Here is a 12,723-nt window from a genome sequence, read left to right on the forward strand (position 1 = left end):
GTTACGCCGGCGCGAAGCCGTACACCTGGCCGTCGCTGGTGGCGGTGACGACGCGGCGGTCGTGGCCGACCGACACGCCGACCGGCCATCCCGTCGCGTCGGGCAACGGATAACTGTTCACCGCGTGACCGTCGGCGGGATTGAACACCTGCAACGCCTGGCCCCTGTCGCCGTCCTTGACGATCGTGTAGCCGATGTCGCCGGCCAGGCTCGACGTCGACAGGGGGATGGCGTCGTCGCGGGTCCAGACCACGTCGCCTTTGTCACCGGTATCGCGGACCCCGACGAGCTTGGCGCCCGGGCCGCCGCCCGCGACGATCATGCCGTTGGGCGCCACCGACGGCGGCGTTTGGGCGAGATAGTTCAGTGGGACAGACCATTTGGGTTTGCCGTCGGCGGTGTTGATCGCCCATAGGCGCTGGTCGTGACCGTTGACGTAGGCCGTTTTCCCGTCGGACGACAGCACGGGGCTGGCCAGCGGTCCACCGCCGACCGCGTCGCTGGTCCATTCCTGCGTGAGAAGCGGTGTTTGGCCGGGACGGTAGCGCAGCCCGACGAGGATGGGCGCCGCCGCGTTCGGTTCCCACAGGCCGAGCACCACGATTCCGGTCGCAGACGAGAATGCCGGTGCCGCCGCGACCGGGCAGCCGGCACGGACCGGCTGGCAGTCGCCAAGGCCGCGGGTGGAATCGGTCGGGTTGACGCCGCTGACCAGATCGAGCGGAGAGCCGACGACGACGCCTTTGTGGGCGTCGAACACGAGCACCTGACCGAGATGTGTCACCACCAGCAGCTGTCCAGGCGCGAGAACCCTTGGCGTGGTGGGCATTCCGATCACTGGCTGGCGCCACCGGATCCACTGTGTTGGCGGGAACGACAGCATGGCACCTGGCTGGCCGACGTAGACATTGTCGAACCCATCGAAAAGGGGACTGGACAGTCCGCCACCCTGCACCAGCCGGGTGCACCACCGTTGGCGCGCGTGGTTGTCGGTTTCCCACACCATCAGCGAGCAGCCGCCGGGGGTTTGCGCGTTGACGGCAAGATAGCTGCCGGAGCCGAGCGACACCTGGGCGGCCAATTCGCCCTTCACCGACCGCCGCCAGTCCAGGCGCAACGTCTGCGCGCCGGCGACGGGCGAGGAACTGCTGTTGGCGGCGTCGCCGTACTGCGCGGCCCAGCCCGACGCCGCATGCGCTTCGACCCAGGTATCGGTGTTCCCGCATCCGGCCAGCACACCCGTGAGCAGCCCTGTTGCCGCCATCACGACCAATCGCCGGAACACTGCACCCTTTCCAGATCTTCCCGGCCATGTCTTCCACGGCCCACGTGAGGGTAACCGCTCGACATACCGGGGCTCGCGTAGGCTTTCCGGCCATGACGACCATGTGGGGTGCGCCGTTGCACAAGCGCTGGCGTGGTTCGCGGTTGCGCGACCCGCGACAAGCAAAGTTCCTCACCCTGGCGTCGCTGAAGTGGGTGATCGCCAATCGCGCCTATACACCGTGGTACCTCGTGCGCTACTGGCGGCTGCTGAAGTTCAAGCTCGCCAACCCGCACATCATCACGCGCGGCATGGTGTTTCTCGGCAAAGGCGTGGAGATCCAGGCCACCCCCGAGCTGTCCACGATGGAGATCGGTCGCTGGGTCCACATCGGCGACAAGAACACGATCCGCTGCCACGAGGGCTCGCTGCGGTTCGGCGACAAGGTGGTTCTCGGCCGCGACAACGTCATCAACACCTACCTCGACATCGAGTTGGGTGACTCGGTCCTGATGGCGGACTGGGTCTACCTGTGCGACTTCGATCACCGCATGGACGACATCAACATGCCGATCAAGGATCAGGGCATCGTCAAGGGGCCAGTGCGGATCGGACCCGATACGTGGATCGCCACCAAGGTCACGATCCTGCGCAACACCACCGTCGGCCGTGGGTGCGTTCTGGGATCGCACGCGGTGGTGAAGGGCGACATCCCGGACTTTTCGATCGCGGTCGGCGCGCCTGCGAAGGTTGTGAAGAACCGCCAGCTGGCGTGGGAGACGTCGGCCGCTCAACGCGCCGAACTGGCCGCGGCGCTGGCTGATATCGAGCGCAAAAAGGCATCGCACTAATCCCCGCTGCCAAGGGACCTGAACCGCGCCGGGCTGCGGCTCGTAGTACTGCACGAGCACGCAGAACTTCCGAAGGGAACGACCTTGGCGTATCCGAATTCGTCCGGCTGGCCGCCACCGGGGGCGCCGCCAGCGACGTATGTCTTGGTGCCGGCGACCAACGGAATGGCGATCGCAGCCTTGATCCTCGTGTTTGTGTTCTTCCCGCTCGGAATCGTCTTCGGCCACGTGGCGCGCGGACAGATCAAGCGGACTGGAGAAGGCGGGCAGGGGCTGGCGACCGCCGCCCTCATCATCGGCTATCTGCAAGTCGCCGCGATCGTCGGTGTCGTGGGCACGGCCGCTGTCCTCGTTGCGCTCGGCGCTCAGTAGGCGTCGCTAGTCCGTCCACTCGATGCCGAACGCATCGGCCAACGCTGTGCGTCCGTCGTCGGTGACCGTCAGTGCCCGTCCGCGTGGTACTCGTTTCACCCAGCCTGCGGACAGGAACCGATCGAAGACCGCACGGCCAAGTCCGCCGGACAGATGGTGGCGTTGCTCGGTCCAGTCCACGCAGTAGCGCACGAGTGGCCTTCTGCCCGTGGGTATTTCGACACCAACTTCGGTAAGGAATTCGCGGCCGTGGTCAGTCAGCTCGTAGGGGACGTCGTTACCCGGGCTGCTCAACGCGTCATGCGCGTCGCGGGCCGCGTCGTAGCGGCCGTCGCCGCCGACCAACGCGTCCCGATCCAGCAGGCTGCCCATGATCCGGACACCGAGCCGGCCCGCGACGTGGTCGTAGCAGGTTCGGGCCGAGCGCAGTCGCGCCGCACGAGTGCCTTCCCGCAGTGAACGCACCTGCCGCAACGGCGCAAGGCGGCCCAACTGCTCGAGCAGCTCGCCGACCTCGGGACCGGCGAGCCGGTAATAGCGATGGCGGCCATGGGATTCCACAGCCAACAGCCCTGCGTCGGTCAACTTGCCGAGGTGGCTGCTCGCGGTCGGCCTGCTGACGCCGGCCTCGTCGGCCAGGACGCTTGCCGGTAGTGCCCGCCCGTCGTCGAGTGCGAGGAGCACCTTGCACCGAGCGGGGTCGGCGAGCAGCGACGCCAGCGCGGCGATGTCGACGTCGCCACCCGTGGGCAGTAATGCCGCGTCACGCATGACAGACCTCCTCCTCTGCGGGTGCCGGGGCCTCGGCTCTCGCCCACGTGAAGGCGGCCAGGGCGCCGATCAACTGAACCGTTCCGCCGATCACCATCGCGACACGCACTCCGGTGACACCGCCGATCACGCCGAATGCACTGCCCAGCACCGCGACTCCGACAGTGATACCCACTAGGCGGGCAAGATTCACCACACCGGACGCCAGGCCCGCGCGTTGCAGGGGCACCGACGACATCGCCAGCCCGACGGCCGGTCCGGTGTTGAGCGCGAGGCCGGCGCCGGCCAGCACGAACGAAAGCTCGAGCAGCCACACGTCGGCCTGCGGCCCGGCCGCCGCGTACAACGCCATGCCTGCCGCCATCAGGACCAGTCCGGCGGTCATCGGCGGGCGTGGGCCAGTCCGGTGGGCGAGGGCGTTGACAGCCGGGATCAGCACCAGATACGTCAACGGCATGGGCAGGAACCACAGCGCGGTTGCTAGCGCACTGGCGCCGCGTTGTTGTTGGAACGCAAAGCTATTCACCAAGAGAAGGCCGTAGATGCCGAAGGTCATCGTGAACGTCGCGACGAGTGCCGCTACAAGTTGCCGGCTACGGAACAGGTCCAGCGGCAACATCGGATGTGTGCCGCGCCGCTGACACCACGCGAACGCGGCGAGGGCGCAGACAGCGGCGGCCGCCAGGAACACCACCCAGATCGGCGCGAGAGTCCGGCCCTCGACCAGCGCGATGGTGAGCGCGCCGAGGCCGATCATCGCGAGCGTCTGGCCGGGTATGTCTATGCGGGCGGCGTCGGGGTCGCGGGATTCGGGCAGGTAGCGATACGTCATCAGCAGAGCGACGACGCCGACGGGCGCGTTCAGCCAGAAGATGTAACGCCAGCCGAGGCTATCGGTGAGCACGCCGCCGAGGATCGGGCCGATCGCGGTGCTCATCGCGGCGGCCATCGCCCACGCCGCGGTGGCCCTGCCGCGCTCGATCGGGTTCGGGAACGCCGCCGCGGTGATCGCCAGGCCCTGGGGAAGCATCAACGCGGCGCCGACGCCCTGGACCGCCCTCGCGGCGAGCAGCATCGGCAGCGAGGTAGCGGCCGCGCAGACCAGCGACGCGGCGACGAATGTCAGCAGGCCGATGCGCAACAGCGTGCGCCTGCCGAATCGATCGCCGAGCGATCCGGACGTCAGCAGCATGGCGGCGAATGTGATGTTGTAGGCATCAATCGTCCACTGCGCGCCGGAGATCCCACCGCCGAGGTCGTTGCGAATTGCCGGTAAGGCGAGGTTGATCGCATTCGCGTCGATCAGGCCGACGAAAAGTCCGAGGTAGGCCGCGATCAGGGTCAACGTCGTATCGAGGGTGAACCGTTTCGTGTCCATATTCCCGACGGTAGGTCCGAAACGATTCGACACCGATCGAACTATTGCGCCGGGTATGCGAACGTACCCCCGCGCTTCGCCGTGTCCAAAGTATTAGGTGCGTAAAGGCGCGCACCGGAACGGAATGTGATCATGATGCACAAGATCCTCGCGGCAAGCGCTCTGGCCGGCATCATCGTCACCGGCGCGGCAGCGGCGCCGGCATACGCCGGAGGCGGAAACCCCAGCGGCACTGGACCGCCAAGCCAGTCCTGCGAGGACTCAGTAGCCGCGGGAGGCACCACCCCGGGCCGCACCGCTTCGTCACCAGGGGCCCCATTCAACGAAGGCGTCGGCACCGGCGGACTGAACTACAGCGAGAAGTCTCAGTACGACGTGGCCTGCGTCAAAGGCCCGCAAGCGCCTCCGAGTGTGACGGCGACGTCGGCAACGGATTCGACAACCACGGATCCGATGGCACCGGCAATCACCGGACCACAAACGAACAAGCATGGGCACGCGCCACACGGTGGTTAGACAACGACTTCCGTTGTGACGGTCAGCGGTCTGGCAGGGCCTGCTCGACGATGATGCGCCGCCGGTGCGGTTCGCGTTCCCGGCGCTTGGCGGCCAGGTACACCTGCGCGGTTTCGTCGGCGACGGTGTGCCAGTCGAAATCCGATGTGAGACGTTCACGGGCCGCAATCGCCCTCTGCTGGGCCGCATCCGGGTCATCGAGCACTGTCCGGACAGCCGCGGCCAGCCCCGCGACGTCGCGAGGCGCATAGGACATACCGGTCTGCCCGTTGATGACGGCTTCGCCGAGGCCGCCGACGTTTGAGGTGACCAGCGGTATGCCTGTCGCTGCGGCCTCCAGCGCGACGATGCCGAACGGTTCGTAATGGCTGGGCAGCACCGCGGCGTCTGCGGTGTGCAGCAGCCGGACGAGCGCTTCGTGGTCGAGATGGCCGACGAACGTTACGGCCTTGAGCACCTTGTGTTTTCGGGCCTGCTCCACGAGCCAGTGTTGTTGGGTGCCTGTGCCGGCGATGGTCAGCGTGGTGCCGGGGTGGCTCCGCCTGATGCGGGGCAGCGCCGCGATCGCGTCGTGAATGCCCTTTTCGTATTCGAGGCGACCGAGGTACAGCAGCTGCGCCGGGCCACTTCGGGGCTTACGCGGTGCGAAAGGCCATAGTGCGGCGTCGATTCCGTTGCGAATGACCCGAGTCTCGACCAAGCCCGGGCCGAACAGCTCGGTGATCTCGTCGCTCATCGAGGCCGAACACGTGATGAGCGAATCGGATTCGTGCACAAGCCACGACTCGACGGCATGGACCTGGCGGCTGATCGGGCCCGACACCCAGCCCGAATGCCGCCCCGCCTCGGTGGCGTGGATGGTGGAAACCAGTGGCACGTCGAAATATTCGGCCAGCGCGATGGCGGGGTGGGCGACCAGCCAGTCGTGGGCATGCACGACATCCGGACGCCATGGACGGCTACGTCGGCTCTTGATGGAGAGCCCGGCACGGACCATCGAATGGCCCATCGCCAGCGTCCAGGCCATCATGTCGGAGCCGAAGTCGAATTCGTGTGGGTCCTGTGCGGCGGCGACTACCCGTACGCCCTCGGCGATTTCATCGCTCGACGGGTGCGTGCTGGGGTCGGTGCCGGTGGGTCGACGGCTGAGGACGACGACCTCATGACCCGCCGCCGCCAGCGCCGTCGCGAGGTTGTACACGTGCCGGCCGAGCCCACCGACGACGACCGGCGGGTACTCCCACGACACCATGAGGACTTTCATCGCGGCAGTCGTCTCGCATCGAGCGCGCCGAACAAGCCGTCGGCGCGGTTCCAGCCGTCGGCCAATCGCTGCGCGTGGTCGCGACGGCCCGACGCCATTGCGTCAGCGATCTCGCGGGTGGCGTGCGCGTGCAGGTGTGCGCGATAACGCGCGTAGTCGGCGGCGGAGTCCTTGCTGACCATGAACGGCCAGTCGCTGGACACCGTCAGCAGCGTCTCGCGAAGGATCTGGTCGGCGACGAAATTCCGGGCCGGCGGCCTGTCCGTCTCGCCAAGGGCCTTGTCGACCGTGGTCAACGCGGTGTCGACCACTTCGGTGTTCAGGTGGACGAGATCGGACACCTTTTCGCCGGCCCACACCTGCCAATCCTTGCCGGAACCCCAAGAGCTGGGCGGTAATTGGACAGCCGGGCCGACGAAACCGTCCGCGACTGCGTCCGACAGCGTGCCGACACGCACGCCCGCTTCCGGCAGCGCGCGCAATACCCGCTCCAGCCACACCGGCCCCTCGTACCACCAGTGCCCGAACAGTTCGGTGTCGAACGCGGCCACGACGTGGGCGGGCCTACCGATCCGTTCGGATTCACCGATGAGTCGCTGCCGCACCACGTCAACGAAATCGGCGACGTGGACGTCGACCGCCCGGTCGGCCCGCTCAGGGTCATAGGGCGCCTTGGCGTCCGACGGCACATTGCGGCCGGTGACGCGGGCCGGCTTCAGCCCGGTGACGTGGTCGTAGGTGTGGAAGTCGCGGTAGGCGGCGTGACCGGGGTAGCCCGACTTCGGTGACCACACCCGGTAACTCACCTGCAGATCCCTGCCGAACGCGACGACGTCAGACGAGGCGACAGGCCTCCCTAAAGCGGTGTCGCCGTGCAGTGAGGGACCGTCAACCATGAAGTGTCCGACACCCGCTGCGGCATAGTCGATTTCCATGCCCGGCGCGTACGCACACTCCGGCGCCCAGATGCCTGCCGGTGTGTGCGCGAATCGCTGCTTCGCGTCGGCCAAACCCTCCCGCAGCGCGAACTCCCGCAATCTCGGATTCAGCAGCGGCTGGAACGGATGCGCCAGCGGACCGCCGAGCAACTCGATCGTGCCCACGTCGATCAGTTCACGAAGTAGCGGGCTGCCGCCGTGCGCCCACAGCGTGGAGAACTCGTCGAGCGCTCTTTCCGCTTCCGCTCGTTCACGAATCCCGAACTCGCGCAACGGCTCGCTCAGCGTCGTCGCCTCCAACGCGCGCAACTGCCAGTTGGCCAACCAGTGATGCATGCCCGTCAGGCAGTACGGGTCGTCGAGCTGTGCGGTGACAACCGGTGTCATGCCGAGCGTCAACAAATGATGACGGCCCTCGTCGGACAGTTTCCGCAACACCCGCATCAACGGCAGATAGGACGCCGACCATGACTGATAGAGCCATTCCTCGCCGACCGGCCAGCGACCGTGATGGGCCAACCAGGGCAGGTGGGTGTGCAGAACGAGCGTGAACAGGCCTGGCGTCGGCTCCGAATTAGTCACGGCCGCACCGCAATTGCGACCAGGTCCAGGCTCTCATCGATGTCGCGTTGGGTCGCGTCGAGAAGATCGAAGTCATCGGTGGTCACGGACGCCACGTCGGCGAGCAGGTCGGCGGGCCACGGTGCATCCGCCAGGGCCCGGGTGATCTGGGCGTCGATGATCGAGCCACCGTGCCGCTCGTCGAGCTCGGCCAGCCGCGAACCGTGGAAAACGCCGTAGACGCCTTCGATCCCGAAACCCTGCGACGTCAGAAGCTCGGTGAGCTCGACGGCGTTGAGCTCACGCGTGTGAAACGGGTTGATCGGGGTGTCGCGGCCGGGGGAGAAGGTGATCCGATTGGGGGTGGACATCAACAACACACCGCCGGGTCGCAGCACGCGGAGGCACTCGCCCACGAATTGGCCTTGATCCCACAGGTGTTCGATCACCTGGAAGTTGACCACCACGTCGACAGACCCGCCGGGCAGCGGCAGCTCGGCGAGGTTGCCGTGCAGCATCTCCACCCTCGGGTAGCGGGCCCGGACGTGAGCCACCGCGGATTCGTCGTAGTCCAAGCCGATCACGCGGCGGGCTACCCCGGCGATCAGGTCAGCCCCGTAGCCCTCGCCGCAGCCCGCCTCGAGCACATCGCGCCCCGCACAGCGGTCGGCCAGCCGTTCATAGACGACCTCGTGGCGGCGGAACCAGTAGTTCTCCTCCGCGAGCCCGGGAATCGTGCGCTCCCCGGTGAGGGGTAGTGCGTCGTCCCCAAGCGGATCGTTGGTAACGAATGAGGCGCTCATTGCAAGGCAGGCTAACGCGGATCGGCCCGATGGCGAACGGTTCAGGTGCTACGGGCTGCTAGAACACAAACTTCGACCAGCTATGGTGATCCTGCGAACCACCACAAGTTACCCGCGAGTAACATGGTGGTACTTGCTTGAAACGTGGTATTGCAGGCCGGCTGCCGGCCTCTCCGAGGAGGACGAACTCAAGTCATGACGAACATCGTGGTCCTGATCAAACAGGTCCCAGACACGTGGTCGGAGCGAAAGCTGACCGATGGCGATTTCACTCTCGACCGTGAGGCCGCCGACGCCGTGCTCGACGAGATCAACGAGCGCGCCGTCGAAGAGGCACTCCTGATCAAGGAGAAGGAAGCCGCCAACGGCGCGGAAAGCACTGTGACAGTGCTCACAGCCGGCCCCGAGCGTGCGACCGAGGCCATCCGCAAGGCGCTGTCGATGGGCGCCGACAAGGCGGTGCACCTGCTCGACGACGGCATGCACGGCTCGGACATGGTCCAGACGGGCTGGGCGCTGGCCCGCGCGCTGGGCACCATCGAGGGCACCGAACTCGTCATCGCGGGTAACGAGGCCACCGACGGCGTCGGCGGCGCGGTACCGGCGATCATCGCGGAGTACCTGGGCCTGCCCCAGCTGACCCACCTGCGGAAGGTATCCGTCGAGGGCGGCAAGGTCACCGGTGAGCGCGAGACCGACGACGGTGTCTTCACCGTCGAGGCGCCGCTGCCAGCGGTCGTCAGCGTCAACGAGAAGATCAACGAGCCCCGCTTCCCATCTTTCAAAGGCATCATGGCCGCGAAGAAGAAGGAAGTGACGACGCTGACGCTGGCCGAGATCGGTGTCGAGGCCGACGAGGTCGGCGTCGCGAACGCCGGCTCGAAGGTGCTGTCCTCGACGCCGAAGCCGCCGAAGACGGCCGGCGAGAAGGTCACAGACGAGGGCGATGGCGGCACCAAGATCGCCGAGTACCTGGTTGCTCAAAAGTTGATCTAGCAGATCATTCCGACTGAACCCAAGCTTGTAAGACACCGAAAGACATAGAAGACACATGGCTGAAGTACTTGTGCTCGTTGAGCACTCCGAAGGCGCGCTGAAGAAAATCACCGCCGAACTGATCACCGCCGCCCGCAAGCTGGGCGAGCCCTCCGCTGTCGTGGTGGGCAAGCCGGGCACGGCAGCGTCGCTGACCGACGGGCTGAAAGAGGCCGGCGCCGCCAAGATCTACGTCGCCGAGTCCGACGACGCGGAGAACTATCTGATCACCCCGTATGTGGACGTGCTGGCCTCGCTGGTTGAGTCGGCCACGCCCGCGGGCGTGCTGCTGGCCGCCAGCGCCGACGGCAAGGAGATCGCGGGTCGGCTCGCGGCGCGCATCGGCTCCGGCCTGCTCACCGACGTGGTCGAGGTCAAGGAGGGTGCCAAGGGCATCCACTCCATCTTCGGTGGCGCGTTCACCGTCGAAGCCGAGGCCACGGGCGACACCCCGGTCATCACCGTGCGCCCGGGTGCCGTCGAGGCCGAGCCCGCCGCAGGCGCAGGCGAGGTCGTCAACGTCGAGGTTCCGGCGCAGGCCGAGAATGCGACGAAGATCACCAAGCGTGAGCCCGCCGTGGCAGGCGATCGTCCGGAACTGACCGAGGCCACCGTCGTCGTCTCCGGCGGCCGCGGCGTCGGCAGCGCCGAAAACTTCAGCGTGGTCGAGGAATTGGCCGACTCGCTGGGTGCGGCCGTCGGTGCGTCGCGTGCCGCGGTCGACTCCGGCTACTACCCGGGCCAGTTCCAGGTGGGCCAGACGGGCAAGACCGTGTCGCCGCAGCTCTACATCGCGCTGGGCATCTCCGGGGCGATCCAGCACCGGGCGGGCATGCAGACGTCCAAGACGATCATCGCGGTGAACAAGGACGAAGAGGCGCCGATCTTCGAGATCGCCGACCTCGGCATCGTCGGTGACCTGTTCAAGGTGACTCCGCAGCTGACCGAGGCGGTCAAGGCCCGCAAGGGTTAATTTCTCGCGCAAACGCCCCCAGTCCTAGAGACCGGGGGCGTTTGGTTTTTCGCGAGCGCACAGCCTTGTACGGTTTCGGGCCCAAAAGTCGTACAAGGGTGAGCGCTCGACGTCTTCTCGCCACGTGAAGGTGGCGCAGGAGACCTGTGGGTGCTGTCGTGTGCATGCGCGATCGGCTATCCGGACCCCGCCTTCGCCAGCTGGACGCCTCAATTCGTCACCTATCGCTCACGGACACGTCACCGCCGCGATGCCATCCCGAGATGCGGCTGGGCGACCGTGCAGCCATGAGCACTGCTTCTGTACTCATCGCCGCCGATCCGCCGACGTCATCAACGGATACACCCCGCTACACCCTGCTGCTGTCCACCGACCCCGCGCTCATCGATGCCGCTCAGCGCCTTCGCCACGATGTGTTCACCTCCGAGCCGGGATTCGCGTTGGCCGGTGCGGCCGACGGCAGGGACGTCGACCGTTTCGACGAGCACTGCGATCACCTCCTCGTCCGTGAGGACAACTCCGGCGAAATCGTCGGCTGCTACCGCATGTTGCCTCCGCCGGGCGCCATCGCCGCCGGAGGTCTTTACACCGCAACGGAATTCGATGTTCGTGGGCTCGACCCACTGCGGCCGTCGCTGGTCGAGATGGGCCGCGCCGTCGTGCACGAGGATCACCGCAACGGCGGCGTCGTGCTGCTGATGTGGGCGGGCATCCTGGCCTACCTCGACCGCTGCGGCTACGACTACGTCGCCGGCTGCATATCGGTACCCGTCGAAGGCCCGGCCGGGCAGGCGCCCGGCAGCCAGATTCGCGGCGTCCGCGACTTCGTGCGCCGCCGCCACGCCGCCCCCGAGCGGTACACAGTTCGGCCGTACCGGCCGGTGACGATCGACGGGCGAGGCCTCGACCACATCGAACCGCCGGGCCGCATCGGCGTCCCGCCGCTGATGCGGGGCTATCTGCGGCTTGGCGCGCAAGTGTGTGGAGAACCGGCCCACGACCCCGACTTCGGGGTCGGTGACTTCCCGGCCCTGCTCGACAAGCGCCGGGCCGACATCCGCTACCTGCGCAGGCTGCGGTCGGTGGGGGCGGCCGCCGCGATGGCCGACGGGATCTCATCATGACGGTCGAGCACTCCTGGCTGCCGCGGGCGTCGTGCGACGCGAGCTCATGCGCGCCGGGGCCGCCGCAGCGGGCAAGCCCGTGATCGTGGCGCTGCGCGTCGCAATACGGGCCACATTCGCGGCGCTGCTGCTGTCAGCTGTGCCGCTGCTGGCCGTCCCGACACCAGGGCGCTCGCACATCCAGCGCGGCTACTGCCGGCTGATGCTGCGTGCGCTCGGTGTGCGAATCACGGTGTCCGGCGGGCCTATTCGCAACCTGCGCGGTGTCCTGGTGGTCAGCGGACACGTGTCATGGGTGGACATCTTCGCAATCGGTGCCGTCATGCCGGGCAGGTTCGTCGCCCGCGCCGATCTCGTCGAGTGGATTGGTTTGGGAATGGTGGCCCGGCTGATGAAGGTCATCCCGATCGACCGGGCCAGTCTCCGCCGGCTGCCCGACGTGGTGAGCGCGGTCGCCGAACGGCTGCGTGCGGGCCAGACCGTGGTCGCCTTCCCGGAGGGCACGACGTGGTGCGGGCTGGCGTACGGGCCGTTCCGGCCCGCGATGTTCCAGGCCGCGGTCGACGCCGCCAGGCCGGTGCAGCCATTGCGGCTGACCTACCACCACCGCGACGGCAGCCCCTCAACGATCCCCGCCTACATCGGCGACGACACGCTGTTCGCGTCGATCAGCCGACTGGTCACGGCGCGGCGCACGATCGTGCACGTGCGGGTCGAATCGCTGCAATTACCGGGGGATGACCGACGTGACCTCGCGGCACGCTGCGAGGCCGCGGTCCGCGGTGACACATCGCGGCGTGCGCACGGTCACGCACTCGTGGCCTGACCTCGAGATCAGGGCGGTCCGGGCCCGGCGGTTATCCTGGACAGGTC

Annotated in this window: 12 protein-coding genes and 1 pseudogene; 7 read left to right on the forward strand and 6 right to left on the reverse strand. The window is 67.2% G+C overall.

The genetic code is table 11. The features are described 5' to 3' along the window. Window position 1: 1 nt before the first annotated feature. On the reverse strand, window positions 2–1,285 hold the full coding sequence (locus ACWW36_RS18235; RefSeq protein ID WP_456137387.1) for an outer membrane protein assembly factor BamB family protein: 1,284 nt from the start codon (window positions 1,283–1,285) through the stop codon (window positions 2–4). A 92-nt stretch (window positions 1,286–1,377) separates the two neighbouring features. Here ACWW36_RS18235 and ACWW36_RS18240 point away from each other — a divergent pair, with 92 nt between their 5' ends. Together ACWW36_RS18240 and ACWW36_RS18245 are read left to right on the forward strand one after the other, a co-directional pair. Beyond that, on the forward strand, window positions 1,378–2,115 hold the full coding sequence (locus tag ACWW36_RS18240; protein ID WP_456137388.1) for an acyltransferase: 738 nt from the start codon (window positions 1,378–1,380) through the stop codon (window positions 2,113–2,115). An 84-nt stretch (window positions 2,116–2,199) separates the two neighbouring features. Beyond that, window positions 2,200–2,487 carry a DUF4190 domain-containing protein gene (locus ACWW36_RS18245; protein ID WP_456137389.1) on the forward strand — a complete coding sequence of 96 codons (288 nt, stop codon included), beginning with the start codon at window positions 2,200–2,202 and terminating at the stop codon, window positions 2,485–2,487. 6 nt (window positions 2,488–2,493) lie between these two features. Here ACWW36_RS18245 and ACWW36_RS18250 read toward each other — a convergent pair whose 3' ends face one another. Beyond that, entirely contained in the window at window positions 2,494–3,258 is a 765-nt protein-coding gene (locus ACWW36_RS18250; protein ID WP_456137390.1) for an ArsR/SmtB family transcription factor, read from the reverse strand. Next, the gene (locus ACWW36_RS18255; RefSeq protein WP_456137391.1) at window positions 3,251–4,636 is read right to left on the reverse strand and encodes an MFS transporter; all 1,386 of its coding nucleotides are present in this window, start codon (window positions 4,634–4,636) and stop codon (window positions 3,251–3,253) included. The genes ACWW36_RS18250 and ACWW36_RS18255 overlap by 8 nt, the downstream gene beginning before the upstream one ends. 132 nt (window positions 4,637–4,768) lie before the next feature. Between ACWW36_RS18255 and ACWW36_RS18260 the strand changes: the two genes are divergently transcribed. After that, a complete protein-coding gene (locus ACWW36_RS18260; RefSeq protein WP_456137392.1) occupies window positions 4,769–5,152 on the forward strand; it encodes a hypothetical protein in 384 nt (127 codons plus the stop codon). 22 nt (window positions 5,153–5,174) lie between these two features. Here ACWW36_RS18260 and ACWW36_RS18265 read toward each other — a convergent pair whose 3' ends face one another. The 3 genes from ACWW36_RS18265 to ACWW36_RS18275 are packed head-to-tail and all read right to left on the reverse strand — an operon-like array spanning window position 5,175 to window position 8,718. Further along, window positions 5,175–6,416 carry a glycosyltransferase family 4 protein gene (locus ACWW36_RS18265; protein ID WP_456137393.1) on the reverse strand — a complete coding sequence of 414 codons (1,242 nt, stop codon included), beginning with the start codon at window positions 6,414–6,416 and terminating at the stop codon, window positions 5,175–5,177. After that, window positions 6,413–7,936 carry a 1,4-alpha-glucan branching protein domain-containing protein gene (locus ACWW36_RS18270; protein WP_456137394.1) on the reverse strand — a complete coding sequence of 508 codons (1,524 nt, stop codon included), beginning with the start codon at window positions 7,934–7,936 and terminating at the stop codon, window positions 6,413–6,415. The genes ACWW36_RS18265 and ACWW36_RS18270 overlap by 4 nt, the downstream gene beginning before the upstream one ends. Then, window positions 7,933–8,718: a class I SAM-dependent methyltransferase gene (locus tag ACWW36_RS18275; protein ID WP_456137395.1), complete on the reverse strand. Its 786-nt coding sequence runs from the start codon at window positions 8,716–8,718 to the stop codon at window positions 7,933–7,935. Before ACWW36_RS18275 ends, ACWW36_RS18270 begins: the two co-directional genes overlap by 4 nt. A 195-nt stretch (window positions 8,719–8,913) precedes the next feature. Here ACWW36_RS18275 and ACWW36_RS18280 point away from each other — a divergent pair, with 195 nt between their 5' ends. From ACWW36_RS18280 to ACWW36_RS18295, 4 genes and pseudogenes are all read left to right on the forward strand, one after another. After that, on the forward strand, window positions 8,914–9,714 hold the full coding sequence (locus ACWW36_RS18280; protein WP_456137396.1) for an electron transfer flavoprotein subunit beta/FixA family protein: 801 nt from the start codon (window positions 8,914–8,916) through the stop codon (window positions 9,712–9,714). Window positions 9,715–9,769: 55 nt separating this feature from the next. Beyond that, entirely contained in the window at window positions 9,770–10,726 is a 957-nt protein-coding gene (locus ACWW36_RS18285; RefSeq protein WP_456137397.1) for an electron transfer flavoprotein subunit alpha/FixB family protein, read from the forward strand. Window positions 10,727–11,013: 287 nt separating this feature from the next. Next, window positions 11,014–11,850 carry a GNAT family N-acetyltransferase gene (locus tag ACWW36_RS18290; protein WP_456137398.1) on the forward strand — a complete coding sequence of 279 codons (837 nt, stop codon included), beginning with the start codon at window positions 11,014–11,016 and terminating at the stop codon, window positions 11,848–11,850. After that, window positions 11,847–12,676 (forward strand): annotated as a pseudogene (locus ACWW36_RS18295) (lysophospholipid acyltransferase family protein). The gene ACWW36_RS18290 and the pseudogene ACWW36_RS18295 overlap by 4 nt, the downstream one beginning before the upstream one ends. Window positions 12,677–12,723 lie beyond the last annotated feature (47 nt).

The sequence above is a fragment of the Mycobacterium sp. MMS18-G62 genome, assembly GCF_053877835.1.